Origin of the sequence: Deinococcus sp. KSM4-11 (assembly GCF_004801415.1) — a bacterium.
In the GTDB taxonomy this organism is placed as follows: Bacteria; Deinococcota; Deinococci; order Deinococcales; family Deinococcaceae; genus Deinococcus.
Window position 1 is genome coordinate 167,844 of record NZ_SSNX01000001.1, and the last position, 13,156, is coordinate 180,999.

The 13,156-nt window shown below is 70.7% G+C and carries 12 protein-coding genes; 3 read left to right on the forward strand and 9 right to left on the reverse strand.

What is annotated here, in order from left to right:
* Positions 1-399 precede the first annotated feature (399 nt).
* The 3 genes from E7T09_RS00885 (at position 400) to E7T09_RS00895 (ending at position 4,862) form a co-directional block, all read left to right on the forward strand.
* Positions 400-2,445: an AAA family ATPase gene (locus E7T09_RS00885; RefSeq protein ID WP_136387267.1), complete on the forward strand. Its 2,046-nt coding sequence runs from the start codon at positions 400-402 to the stop codon at positions 2,443-2,445.
* Between the two features lie 8 nt (positions 2,446-2,453).
* The gene (locus tag E7T09_RS00890) at positions 2,454-4,478 is read left to right on the forward strand and encodes an AAA family ATPase (RefSeq protein WP_136387268.1); all 2,025 of its coding nucleotides are present in this window, start codon (positions 2,454-2,456) and stop codon (positions 4,476-4,478) included.
* Positions 4,479-4,628: 150 nt separating this feature from the next.
* Complete coding sequence (locus E7T09_RS00895) at positions 4,629-4,862, forward strand: hypothetical protein (RefSeq protein ID WP_240741549.1); 234 nt, start codon at positions 4,629-4,631, stop codon at positions 4,860-4,862.
* Between the two features lie 539 nt (positions 4,863-5,401).
* On the opposite strand, the gene E7T09_RS00900 is transcribed toward E7T09_RS00895, so the two are convergent.
* The 9 genes from E7T09_RS00900 to coxB form a co-directional block, all read right to left on the reverse strand.
* Positions 5,402-5,845, reverse strand: coding sequence for a DUF305 domain-containing protein (locus tag E7T09_RS00900; protein ID WP_136387269.1), 444 nt, complete (start codon positions 5,843-5,845; stop codon positions 5,402-5,404).
* 124 nt (positions 5,846-5,969) lie between these two features.
* A complete protein-coding gene (locus tag E7T09_RS00905) occupies positions 5,970-7,613 on the reverse strand; it encodes a PQQ-binding-like beta-propeller repeat protein (RefSeq protein ID WP_136387270.1) in 1,644 nt (547 codons plus the stop codon).
* Positions 7,610-8,305, reverse strand: a complete 696-nt coding sequence (locus E7T09_RS00910; protein ID WP_136387271.1) for a c-type cytochrome — start codon at positions 8,303-8,305, stop codon at positions 7,610-7,612. The genes E7T09_RS00905 and E7T09_RS00910 overlap by 4 nt, the downstream gene beginning before the upstream one ends.
* The gene (locus E7T09_RS00915; protein WP_136387272.1) at positions 8,302-9,018 is read right to left on the reverse strand and encodes a c-type cytochrome; all 717 of its coding nucleotides are present in this window, start codon (positions 9,016-9,018) and stop codon (positions 8,302-8,304) included. Before E7T09_RS00915 ends, E7T09_RS00910 begins: the two co-directional genes overlap by 4 nt.
* Positions 9,015-9,338, reverse strand: a complete 324-nt coding sequence (locus E7T09_RS00920) for a hypothetical protein (protein ID WP_136387273.1) — start codon at positions 9,336-9,338, stop codon at positions 9,015-9,017. Before E7T09_RS00920 ends, E7T09_RS00915 begins: the two co-directional genes overlap by 4 nt.
* Complete coding sequence (locus tag E7T09_RS00925; protein ID WP_136387274.1) at positions 9,328-9,867, reverse strand: hypothetical protein; 540 nt, start codon at positions 9,865-9,867, stop codon at positions 9,328-9,330. Before E7T09_RS00925 ends, E7T09_RS00920 begins: the two co-directional genes overlap by 11 nt.
* Positions 9,864-10,445: a cytochrome c oxidase subunit 3 gene (locus E7T09_RS00930; protein WP_136387275.1), complete on the reverse strand. Its 582-nt coding sequence runs from the start codon at positions 10,443-10,445 to the stop codon at positions 9,864-9,866. Before E7T09_RS00930 ends, E7T09_RS00925 begins: the two co-directional genes overlap by 4 nt.
* Positions 10,442-12,124: a cbb3-type cytochrome c oxidase subunit I gene (locus tag E7T09_RS00935; protein ID WP_240741550.1), complete on the reverse strand. Its 1,683-nt coding sequence runs from the start codon at positions 12,122-12,124 to the stop codon at positions 10,442-10,444. The genes E7T09_RS00930 and E7T09_RS00935 overlap by 4 nt, the downstream gene beginning before the upstream one ends.
* Entirely contained in the window at positions 12,121-13,065 is a 945-nt protein-coding gene (gene coxB, locus E7T09_RS00940) for a cytochrome c oxidase subunit II (protein ID WP_136387276.1), read from the reverse strand. The genes E7T09_RS00935 and coxB overlap by 4 nt, the downstream gene beginning before the upstream one ends.
* Positions 13,066-13,156: the final 91 nt, after the last annotated feature.

Here is a 13,156-nt window from a genome sequence, read left to right on the forward strand (position 1 = left end):
GCAGCCATGCCCCCTCTTGCGTGTCAGCACGCCCGAGTACGGAGTGGAAGAAGCCCATCCTGCACGCCCTGAAAGTCACCCTGTCCGCTCTCGCCGTGATCCTCGGCCTGGCCGCCTGCGGCGACATGTCAGCCCCGCGCAGGGCGGCGCTCCGGACCCCGGCAGCGCGGTCGGGGAGGCGCTGCTCGCCGAATTCCTGGGCGAGTCGCCCACCACGTCAGTGTTGCCCATCGAGTACTGCGATCCGATTACCGGCGCCGAGGTGGGCAGGAGCAGCGGGATCCCCGAAGCGACCGCCCAGGCCGGCTCCGAGCGCACGGAGATCATCGTGACCACAAACGGAGGGCAACCCAAGGATGTCGCGATCCGTGTCTGTGGCTTGATAGACTGCCCGCACCCATGTCGGATGAGTTGCCCTGGGCGCTGACGCTGCTCGGCCCTCCGGCGCTGCGCGCGCCGGACGGGCGCACGTGGCGGCCCGAGCGCAAGACCCTGCTGCTGTTGGCGTACGTGGCGCTGGAGGGCCCCACTCCCCGCGCCACGTTGGCCGCGCTGCTGTGGCCGGACACGCCCGGCGGTGCGAGGCGCAACAACCTGGTGCACCTGCTGCGGCGCGCCGCCCGTCGCTGCGGCGTGGCCGTGATCGACGGCCAGGAGGTGCTGGCCCTGCACGGCCTGCGCGTGGACGCCCGCGCGCTGCTGGAACCGTCGAGCACGGACGCCGGGGTGCCGGCGGGAACCCTGCTCGACGGCGTGGACGTGGACGATCTGCCGGAAGTCGAGGAGTGGCTGGAGGCGTGGCGGGAGGAACTCGACGCGCGGCGGCGGGCGCGGCTCGCGCACGCGGCGCAGGCGGCAGAGGATGGCGGCGAGTGGACGGCGGCGCTGCGCATGGCCGGGCAGCTGCTTGATCTCGACCCGGTGTCCGAGGACGCGCTGCGGCGGGTAATGCGCCTGTACGCCCTGGCAGGTGACCGTCCAGCGGCCCTGGCGGCCTTTGCACGTGGCCGTGAGATCCTGGCGCGCGAGCTGGGCACTCGCCCGGACGCCCCGACGCTGGAGCTGGCTGGCCAGATCGAGCGTGGCGAGGCCCTGGCGGGAGCGCGGCCGGCAGCGGCGCTGCCGCTGGGGGTGCTGCGCCCGCCGGTGCTGGTGGGCCGCGCGGACGCCTGGGCACAGTTGGAGGCCGCGTGGTCGGCGGGCCAGACGATCTACGTGACAGGCGACGCGGGGGTCGGCAAGACGAGGCTGGCGCAGGAATTTGTGGCGAGCCGCGGCCGGGCGCTGTTCCTGCCAGGCCATGCGGGCGCGCAGGACGTGCCCTTCGCGGCGGCGGCGCACAACGCCCGCGCGCGCCTCGCAGCGACCCCAGACGCGGCGCTGCCGGACTGGGCGCGGCGGGAACTGTCGCGCGTGCTGCCAGAACTCTGGTCGGGCGCGCCCCCCTCGCCCATCGACTCGGAGGCGGCGCGCCTGCACTACTACCTGGCGCACCTGGAACTCGTGCGGCTGACCGCGCCGGGGTTCGCGGCGGTGATCACCGACGACGTGCAGTACTACGATGCGGCGACCGTCGAGCTGGGCGCGTTCTTCCTGACCCAGAGCCGGGCGCCGGGCGAGCCGGGCGAGGTGCCCCGGCACGTCATCACATACCGGAGCGGCACGCTGAGCGCGCACACGCAGGCGCGCATTGACGCCCTGGTCGACGCCGGCGTGGCCGCGCGCGTGGAGCTGGACGGACTCGACGTGGACGCCACGCGCGAGCTGCTCGCCACGCTGGACGTGCCTGCCGGCGACCCGGCGCTCGCGGCCGCCCTACACGAGGTCACGGGCGGCAACCCGCAGTTTGTACTGGAGGCCCTGCGCCATATGTTCCGCAGCGGCGAGTTCCGGGTGGACGACCACCTGAGTCGCCCTGAGGGGGTATTTCCGCTGGTGGAGAAGCGTCTTGCGGGCCTGTCGGGCGCGGCGCTCCAGGTGGCGCGCGGCGCGGCGGTGCTGGGCGACCAGTTCACGCTGGAACTGCTCGGCGAGCTGCTGGGCCTTGGCCTCCCGGACCTCGCGGGCGCGTGGGAGGAATTGGAGGCCGCGCAGGTGGTCGTCGGAGAGCGCTTCAGTCACGACCTGGTGCGCGAGGCGGTGCTCGCAGGCCTGCCGGACACCGTCCGGACGGTGCTGCACCGAGCGGCGGCGCGCACTCTGGCCCGGTACGGCGGGCATCCGGGGCGGGTGGCGCGACACTGGCAGGCGGCTGGCGACGCCTCGCAGACGGCCGTGTGGTGGATGCGTGCCGGCGAGGCCGCTGGCGCATCCCTCCGGCCCGGGGAAGCTGTGGCCGCCTTTGAAGCCGCGGCCACGGCCTACGCTTCGATCGGCGACGAACCCGGGCGGGAGGCGGCCCGCCGCGCCGCCCTTGCCCTGAATCGCGCCCCGACCTCCGGGTAGCATGAGCCATGCGTGAGGATTCTCTTCCCGGCGCGTGGCGGCTGAACCTGCTCGGGCCACCCACACTGCGCGGCCCAGACGGACGCGCACACCCCCTGGGCGGCAAGGCCCTCGCCCTCGTCGCGTACGTGGCGCTGGAGGGCGCGGCCCCGCGCAGCCGGCTCGCCGGCCTGCTGTGGCCCGACACCGTTGAGGGCACCGCCCGTAATAACCTCGTGCACGCGCTGCGCCGTTTGCACACCGCGCTCGGCGCGGAGGTGGTGGTGTCGGGTGATCCTCTCACGCTGAGCCCGGACGTGCGCGTGGACGCCACGGCGGACTTGGGGGTGGGGGAACTGCTGGCCGGCGTCACGTGGCCCGAGCTGCCGGAACTGCACGACTGGCTGCTCGCCTGGCGCGAGCGGCTGGATGGGGAACGTGCCGCCCGCTGGCGCGCCGAAGCGCAGCGCCTGGAAGACGGGGGCGCGTGGGCGGCGGCGCTGGACGTGGTCGCCCAACTGCGCACCGTCGATCCCCTCTCCGAGGACGCCCTGCGCCGCGAGATGCGCCTGCGCTATCTGCTCGGCGACCCGGCTCACGCCCTGGCCGTGTACGGGGAGGGCCGGGCGCGCCTGCGGGCCGCGCTGGAGCACGAGCCGCTCCCCGAGACGCAGGCCCTCGCCCACGCCATCGAGCGCGGCACGGTCAGCGCGGCGCCGCCCACACCGGTGCCGTCCCTTGCGCAGCGGGTGGGCCGGCCCCCCCTGGTCGGCCGGGAGGCGGAGTGGGCGCAGATGGAGGCCGCATGGGCCGCAGGTCAGGGCGTCGTGCTGCTCGGCGAGGCAGGCGTGGGCAAAACGCGCCTCGCGCTGGAGTTCCTGGAGGCGCATGGGGGAGGCATGCGCTTTCGCGGCTGCGTGGGCGACCGCGGCCTGCCGTACGCCACGCACGCCCGCACGTACCGGCAGGTGCTGCACGCCTTCCCAGACGTCACCCTGCCCGCGTGGGTGCGCCCGGAACTCGCCCGCATCCTCCCGGAGCTGGGCGACGCGCCGCCACCGCTGACGGACGAGGTGCAGACCCACCACTTCTGGCACGCGAAGACCGAGGTGCTGGGTGCGGCCATCGCGGCGGGCCTGCGCCGCATGGTGTTCGACGACGTACAGTTCATGGACGACGCGAGCATCGAGGCGGGGGCCTTCGTGTTCGCCCACCTCGGCTGGGGCCGGCCGGACGCGCCGTATCGCACCATCCACTGTGCGCGGCCGGGCGGCCTGAATCCCGCGCAGCAGGGCGTGCTGCACGCGATGGTCGGCAGCGGCCTGATCCGCGTGATCGAGCTTGCCCCCCTGTCCGGGGAGGCCGTGCAAGCGCTCGTGGCGGCCCTCGACCTGCCCGCCCCCGGTGCTCACACGGATTCCCTGGCCGACACGCTGGGTCGCTACACCGGCGGCAACCCCCAGCTGCTGTTGGAGGCCGCCCGCAGCCTGCACGGCGTGCCCGCCACCCCAGACGGTTCGCTGCCCCTGCCGCCCGCTGCGGGCAGGATCACAGCCGCCCGGCTCGCCCGGCTGTCACCGGCGGCCCTGCACGCCGCGCGGGCCGCCGCGGTGCTCGGCAGTGACTTCGACGTGGATCTTGTCGCGCAGGTGCTCGGTACGCCGCTGCTGGCGACCATGGACGCGTGGGAGGAACTGGAAGGCGCGCAGGTCATGCGCGGCGCCGCCTTCGAGCACGACCTCGTGGCCGACGCGGTGCTCGCGGCAACGCCTGGCCCGATCCGGCGACTGCTGCATCGCGCGGCCGCCCGCACGCTCTCCGCCCAGCACGCCCCCCCGGCCCGCGTCGCCCGCCACTGGCACGCTGGCGGGGACGTACGCGAGGCCGCGCCATATTTCGCCCGCGCCGCCGAGGCCGCCCACCACGCGTACCGCCCCGCCGAGGCCGCCGGGTACGCCCTGGAGGCTGCGGCCGCGTACGAGCAAACCGGCCAGGCGGAACTCGCCGCCCTGTGGCACAACCACGCTGCGAGCCCCGGCTCTCTGGGGGCGTGAGGGCCACTTCCGCACAAGCGGCATCATCCTGTGGCCATGCCCAGCCGGGCAGACTCGGGGCACGTTCCTCGGCACGCGCTGCGGAGAACGAACGCACCGTCTGGGCGAGGAGCCCAGTCCGGCAGCCTGACCCGCCTTGGAGGAATTCCTGTGACCAGTCCCGATCCTACATCGCCGTTTCCGCCCATTCCGGAGCGCGGCGGGCGCATATTCGTCCTGCGCGTGTGGCACGAGCCGGCCACGCTGCCACACACCCCGGTGTGGCGCGCCTCGGTCATGCACGGCGCCCACGGCCAGCGCCGCTACTTTGACTCCATCGACGACTGCGTCGAGCACCTGTACAGCAAGTGCCTGCACGCCGATCTGGGGCTTCCGCCGGAGTGATTCGTCAGGCCATCGGGTGCCATCGTCTGGTGGGCTGGCGCCGGTCAGCGGCAAAGGCTAACCACAGTCCCCATGCACCACTGCCCTCCACCCAACGGGCCGATCGCGTCATAGGTTCTGCCGCGCGGCGCCGCGGACGTGCCAGGGCGCCAGCCGGGTGAAGGAGGACTGGGCATTCAAGGGATCTAGTTCCACTCACGTCCTCAGCGCCGTGCCGAGCAGCGATGCGATCACTCTCGTGACGCCAGGGCGCCGGTATTCGGCGTGCTGAGACATCGACCTGGGCGCCGGAGGAGTCATCGGGTTTGAGACGGCGCCGAGATGTGGCCGTCGGCGCCGTACGCGGGGATGCGGCGTGTGCAGACGCCTTTGGCTTCCTTCAACCCCACAGATGAGCGTGCTCGCCCACGCGACGCCGTAGGGTCGGGCGGCCAGCCTCTGCACGTGGCCAGTGCCCTGCCGGCGCGATGCCCATGACATCAGACGTGTGCCAGCAGGCGCGGCGTCATGGACGCCGACCGCTGACTGCATCCCGGCCGTTACCTGCGGTTCAGGTCGGTGATCAATGCCTTCATCTCGCGCTCCTGCGTGGCGATGATGCCGTCGGCCAGCTTCCGAACCCGGGGATCGCTGATGTGCGCCCGCGAGCTCGTCAGGATCGCGATCGAGTGGTGCGGGATCATCGCCTTCATGTAGGCCACGTCGCCTACCGTCGCCTGCGACCGCACCAGGTAGAGCCCCAGTCCAAACAGGACGGCGCTCGCCGCGAAGATGCCGGCGTTCACACGCCGGTTGCGGTACATCCCCTGCATGAACGCCAGCATGATCACGGCCATCACCGCGCCCATGTACAGCGCCATCCACATCCGGGTCTGACTGAAGTACACGTGGTCGAGCTGATAGGTGTTGAGGTACATCAGGCCGTACATGACCACCGTGGACGTGACGATCATGGCGACAAACCGCCCGTAGTGGTTCTTCATCGGCATGCTCCGCTTCATCGACTGCTCGCCAGATGTCGGGGCGTTCATGGGCCCATTCATGTCGGTCCTCCGAATGGGTGGTCAGGTTCCCTTACAAGGAGCGCGGCAGGAATGCCATGGATCGTCACGGCAGGCGGTACAGCACGACACGGTTCCCACTGGGCTTCGGGAGCGGCCCAGTCCACGTGCCACCGGCGGCGACGGCGACGTACTGCCTGCCGCCGGCAAGGTACGTGATGATGCCGCCCAGGATGGCGACCTTCGTCTGGTCGCGGTACAGCACCTTGCCGGTCTTCGCGTCGAGGGCCTGCACTTCGCCGTTCATGTCGCCGGTAAAGAGCAGGCCGCCATCCGTGGAGGCGAGGCCCGAGAGCATCGGGGTCTTCTGGTGCACCTTCCAGGCAACCGAGCCGTCTGCGGCGTTGACGGCGTAGGTCCAGCCGCTGGCCTTGCCGGGTGGATCGAAGGTGGCGCTGCCATCGAAGTAGAACATCCCGGGAATCAGTTTTCCCGGTTTGAGTGTGTATGCGGCGCAGAAGTCGACGGTGTTGATGTAGATCAGTGCCAGCCCCGGGTGGTAGGCCGGGCCATTCCATTCCACGCCGCCGTTCATGCCGGGGCAGGTGCGTTGCGGGTTTTTCTCGACGGGCGGCGTGCCGGTGTTCAGCTGCGTGGACACCGGGGTCTTCGACACCAACTTGTGTGTGGCGCGGTCGTAGATGAAGAGGTCGGCGGCCTTGGTGCCCAGCGTCATATAGGGTTTGCCGGCACGGCTGTAGAGGGCGGGGGCGGCACTGGTGTCCCAGTCATGCACGTCGTGCGCGAGCTGCTGCACGTACCATTTGAGCTTGCCGGTGTCGATGTCCAGGGCGACGACGGAATCGCTGAAGAGGTTCGCGCCTGCGCGGTTCCCGCCGTTGAGATCCGCCTGCGGGTTCCCGAGCGGGACGTACAGCGTCCGGGTCGCCGCATCCAGGCTGACGGACGTCCAGTTGGCGCCGCCGCCGTGTTCGCGCGCCTGGTCATTGGGCCACGTGTCCGCACCGAATTCGCCGGCCTGTGGGATGGCATTGAAGCGCCACAGTTCCTTGCCGGTGCGGATGTCCAGGGCCGTGATGTAGCCGTTCGCGGCCCAGTCGCCGCCGGCCGTGCCGATCAGCAGCTTGCCGTCGAACGCGATGGGCGCGGCGGGAACGAAGGCCCCGCTGGTCGAATCGACGAGGTGCGCGTTCCACAGAAGCTTGCCGGTCTTCGCGTCGTAGGCGAGGACGTGCCCGTCGGGCGCGCCGCGCATCACACGGCCCTGCGACACGGCCACCCCGCGCTGCGCGGGGTACACGATGGGATCCTGGTACCTGTACTCCTCGTGCCAGATGACCTTGCAGTTTGTGGCGTCAGCCGCGTACGTGCCGCTGGGCGTCGTGAAGTACAGCGTGCCGCCCACCTCGACCAGGCTGGTCTCGAAGGTCGTGGAGAGGTGCAGGTCGAGCGTGCAGAGCTTCTTCAGCGTGGCGACGTTCGCCGTCGTGATCTGCTTCAGCGGGGAGTGCCGCTGGCTGCCCGGATCGCGTCCGGTGGTGGGCCAGTCCGTGGTGGCCGGATCGGTGAGCTGCGCGTCGGTGGGCGTGGACGTGCTGGCCACCGCGCTGAAGGTCTGCGTACTGGGCGTGAAGGGAGGCGCGTGCTGCGGGTCTCCCTGCGCCAGGGCAACGGTACACAGCGTCAGCATGAACACGCTGCGGGTCAGGCGGGTGGAGGATCGGATCATGGCGTGTCCTTCTGCGGGGTCAGGGAGGCGACGTAGGCGGAGACGTTCTTGAGCTCGTCGTCGGTGAGCGGCTGTGTGATGACGTGCATGGCGTTCTGACCAGGCTGGTCGCCCGGCGGGGCAGCCCGTACCGTGCGCAGGTACGACATCGCGTAGCCGGGACTCTGATGGAACAGCGAGGGCGTGCCGCGCTGCGGGTCGCCGCGTGCTGTGTCGCCGTGGCAGACCGCGCACGCGATCACGCCGCGCGCCGGCTCACCGTGGTCGTACAGGCGCTGCCCGGCGGCCACGTCCGCGCTGCCCACCGACGGCCACGCGCCCACGGGCTTCTGCGCGGCGAGGTACACGGCCATATCGGCGATCTGCTGCACGTCGAGTTTCTGGAACACATTGATCATGCTGGTCACGCGGACATCCGGGATGTTGCCCTGCCCATGGTGGAAGCGCAGCATGTTCTTGTACAGCAGGGCCACCTGCTGCCCGGCGAGGTTGGGAATGTCCGCGTTGGTCGGCTGCCCTTTTCCTCCGTGACAGCTCTCGCAGTAGTACGCGCCGATCAGCGTCTTGCCGCGCGTGGGCTCCCCGGCGGGCATGGGCTGCTCCGGCACCGTGGCGGGCCGCAGCGCGTACATCAGGCCACCGGCTGCGGCGAGCACGCCGAGCAGGGCCGCAGGGGCCGTCCAGCGCGTCACGGCAGACTCCGGGCGGGCATCGCCTCGACATACGCGGCGACCGCACGGATGTCCGCGTCGCTCAAGCTCCGCGCGACGGTGCGCATGGCCTGCGGGCCTGCCTGTCCGTCGGCGGTGGTGACCGGTAGCGCCCGGTACCCGTTCAAGCGGTAGGTGACGTATCCAGCGTGTTGTCCACGCAGCGCAGGAATCAGCGGCGTGGCCGTGCCGGTCCCCGCGTCGGTGTGGCAGGTTCCGCACGCGATCACCCGATCCCTTGGGCGGCCGCGCACGTAGAGGGTCTGACCGGCCACCAGGTCACTGTCAGCCGGCGGGCGGGTCGCGGGGGGGGTCGGGTCGGCCGCGTACATGCGTGCCAGCGCGGTAATCTGCGCGTCCTTCAGGTTCGCGGCATACCGCGGCATGATCCCGCTGCCGTTCCGTGCACCCTGCCTGCGGAAGGCCTTCAGGCGCGCCTCCAGCCACTCCGGACGCTGCCCGGCCAGCACCGGGATGTTCGACAGTGGGGAGCGTCCCTGGGCGCCGTGACAGGTGGCGCACCCCAGCCGAACCTGCAGGTCGCCAGCGTCCATGCGGGTCGTCGCCGGCACGGCGGCCGGCACCGGACGCGGCGCGGGCGTCGGAACTGACGCCGGTGCCTGGCCGAGCGCCCCGAGCACAACGCCGCCGCCCAGGATCGCCGTCACGCTGCACCAGATCCACAGGCGCGTCATGGCCGCTCTCCCGCCGAGGCGTCCAGCCACGCCCGCCAGGAGGCCACGCCCTCACGCACCCACAGCCACACCCCCACCAGGACGGCGAGCGCACCCAACACCGCAACGCCCCAGCTGGGCCATACGGTGCCCAGCGCGATCAGCGTGATTCCCGTCGCCGTGATCAGCGGTGCGGAGGTGTGGCGGACGTGCGGCAACTCCTCTGGGGGGTGCCAGTCGTCACCGGGCCGCAGGGCCGGGCTGGACGGTTGCGCTGGATGCTGACGGGGATCGGCATCGTCGGGCTGTGTGGGCGTGGTGGTGTTCAGGTCACGCGACATGCCGCACCTCCGGAGGAGTCTCGTCCCCTTCGCGACCCACCAACCGGGCCACCACAATCAGGCCGGCGGTCATGTACAGCAGGCCGCCGCCCACCCACATCAACGTGCCGGCGGCGGCGGCGCCTGAACCCATCCCGCCGTAGGCGACCCACGCGCCAGTTAGGGCGCACACCGCCATCTGTGCGACCACGACCACCAGGGCGGCCACGTCCGCGCGCCACACCACCAGCGCGAAGGGCAGGCCGGCCGCAAAGAACAGCCCGCCTTCGACCGCGAGGAGGGCGGGGGCCGCCTGAGCACCCATCATGACGCGGGGCAGGTGGGCCACGACCGTCACGGTCGCCAGCGCCAGGAACCCCGCCAGGGCGGGCACGCGGGGCCGCCAGTCGGGCCGCGCAGCGAGCAGTGCGGCCGGCACCAGCAGCGAGAGGATCAGGTGCGCCAGCATGTGACCCGGCATGCGTCCCATGGCGTACAGTGCCGCCGCGGTCAGGGACAGCAGCGGCGCCGCTACCCGCCACACGATCATGTCATCCTCCAGACGTAGAACACTAGGTACAGCACGACCCACACGGCGTCCACGAAATGCCAGTACAGCGCGGCGGCGGCGACACCCGGCGCGCGGGGCCCGATCAGGCCGCGCGCACTGAGCACGCCCAGGCCCAGCAGCACCGGCAGGCCCAGCAGCACGTGCAGGCCGTGCAGGCCAGTCGCGGTGTAAAAGGTGGCGTAGAACAGGCTGGCCCCGACCGTGCCGCCGACCGCGTTCAGATGCCGCCACTCCAGGCCCTGGGAGATGGCGAAGACCGCGCCCAGCAGGGCAGTCACGACGTACAGCGCCGCCGCGCCGCCACGGCGTCCCGCCTGACGCTCGCGCTCGGCCAGGAGCAGCGTGCCACTCGAGCCCCACAGCAGCGCGCTGAACACCAGCATGCGCGCCGGGTCGAGCAGGTCCTGTCCGCTGGCCGCGCCCGTGCGGCGCAGGTACACGTTCGAGATAATCAGAAGCAGGAACATGACGGTATCGCTCGCCAGGAAGGCGATCATGCCCAGGTGGGAGCGTGACATCCGGTCGGACGGGATGGCGGTCGCAGGGGCGCCGGTCACCGGTGACCACGCTCCTCCTCGCGGATGTGTCCGTGGCCCTGCTTGTCATGTCGCCTTGGCCGCACGTGATCCATGTCGTCGGGGTGCTTGAGATCCCACAGCGGGCGGCGCGAGTGCAGCGGCGGAAGCAGGGCGAAATTCCCCTCCGCAGGGGGGCTCTGCGTGAGCCACTCCAGCGTCCAGCCGTTCCACGGATCGCGTCCGGCCACCTCGCCGTGCGTGCGCGAGCGGATCAGGTTCACGAGCAGCACCAACAGGCCGATCCCGAGGATGAACCCGCCCACGGTGGAGATCAGGTTCAGGATCCCCCAGCCGGGCAGATCCGGGTAGGTGTACACGCGCCGGGGCATGCCCATCAGGCCCAGCAGATGCTGCACCAGGAACACGCCGTTGAAGCCGACCACATTCAGCCAGAAGCCCCAGCGGCCGAGCCGCTCGTTTAGGAAGCGGCCGGTGATCTTCGGGTACAGGTAGTGCAGCCCCGCGAGCGCCGCGAACAGCGACCCGCCGAACAGCACGTAGTGGAAGTGCGCGACCACGTAGTAGGTGTCGGTCAGCTGCCAGTCGATGGGCACCACGGCGAAGCTCACGCCGGTCACGCCACCGAAGGTGAACTGCACGATGAACGCCGCGGCGTACAGCATCGGCAGCGTGTAGCGCACCGAGCCCTTCCACATGGTCGCCAGCCAGTTGAAGACCTTGATCCCGGTCGGAATGGCAATCAACATCGAACTCATGCCGAAGGCGAGTTCCACCGGCCACGCCAGGCCGACGGCGAACATGTGGTGGGCGTACACAGCGAAACTCAGGAAGGCGATGGCAACGGTCGACCACGCCACGAACTCGTAGCCGAAAATCGGCTTGCGTGAGAAGACCGGGATGATCTCGCTGATCAGGCCCCACGCCGGCAGGATCAGCAGGTAGATCTCGGGGTGGCCGAACAACCAGAAGTAGTGCTGCCACAGCACCGGATCGCCGCGCGTGAACAGCCCGGCTCCGAGCAGGCGGTCGACCTCCAGCATCAGCAGCACGGCGGTCAGGCACGGCAGCGCGAACAGAATGATGAAGCCGTTGACCCACGTCATCCAGGCGAACATGGGCATGCGCTTGAACAGCATGCCCCGGGCCCGCAGCCGCGCCCCGGTCACCAGGACGTTCACACCGGTCAGGGTGGTGCCGTAGCCGCTGACGATCAGCGCGGCGGACCACAGATCCACGCCTCGTTGCGGCGTGAAGCCCGTCTCGCTCAGGGGCGCGTAGCTGAACCAGCCCTGCGAGGGCGCGCCGGTGAAGGGACTGAGGTACAGGAGGACGCCGCCGCCGACGAACAACCACAGGCTCAGGGCGTTCAGGCGCGGGAAGGCCATGTCGCGCGCGCCGAGTTGCAGGGGCAGAAGGTAGTTCGTGAAGCCCAGCAGCAACGGTAGCAGCACGAAGAAGATCATGGTGGTGCCGTGCATGGTCAGGAAGCGGTCGTAGGTCTCGCCAGACAACAGGCGGTTGCCGGGCACGGCGAGCTGCACGCGCATGACCAGCGCTTCCAGGCCGCCCAGCCCCAGGAACACGGCGGCCGCGCCCATGTACGTCAGGCCGATACTCTTGTGATCCGTGGAGGTCAGCACGTCCCACGGTCGCGCGGAGCGGGCGAGCGGGCGGGACACGGCGGGGGCGTCGGTCACTTGAGGGCCTCCAGATAGGTGGTGAGATCGCCGATCTCGGCGTCCGTGAGGGGCAGGGTGGGCATGTGCACGCCGGGCTTGATGCCCTGGGTGTCAGCCAGCCAGTGGCGCAGGTGCGCGGGGGTGTTCGTCAGGACGCCCCCGGCGATGGTCGGGCTCGATGCGAAATGCGTGAGTTCAGGGCCAAGGGCGCCGGCGTGCGGAAAGCTGGACGACAGTCCACGCACCAGGTGACACGCGCCACACTGCACCTGTCGGAAGGTGGCCTCTCCACGCCGGGCGCCTGTGTCCGCGACGGCCATGGCGGGAGCGGCGCGCTTCGCGGCGCCACCGGCATAGGCGGCGGGATCCTCAGCGACCACCGTGAAGCGCATCCACGCGTGCTGCGCGCCGCAGAACTCGTTGCAGGCACCACTGTACCGGCCCGGCGCGCCCGCCTCGATCCACAGCCGCGCGTGCTGGCCAGGAATCACATCGATCTTGCGGCCCAGCTGCGGCGCGGAGAAATCGTGGATCACGTCCATGCTGGTCAGGTCGAGCAGGACGCGGCGTCCGGCCGGGATGTGCAGCTCGCCGGTGGACTGCGCACCGTCCGGGGTGCGGAACGACCAGTACCACTGGTGCGCCGTCACGTACACGTCCGGCGCCCCGCTGCCGGTGGCTGGGGACGCCGCCGCCGCCGCGCGTACGGTAGCCACCAGCAGCCCCACCACAAGCAGCGCCGCACCGGCGATCCAGCCCCACTCGTCGGCGGCATTCCCGAACACCTGGGCGGGTTCACCGTCCGCGCCGCGGTGGCGGTAGCGCCACATCAGGTACCACAACAGTCCGGCCACGGCCAGGAAAACGGCGCCTCCCAGCCAGAACGTCAGGCGCGTGACCTCGAACAGGGGCTGCGCGAGGGTCGACGCGGGATCGAAGACGGGGAAGGAACTCGACACACTCACCTCGGCTGGAGATCGGAGTGGCGACCATGGCGCTCTGGCTGGAGCGGTCAGGGCCGCTCGGACGGCAATGTCGTGTCACGACTTT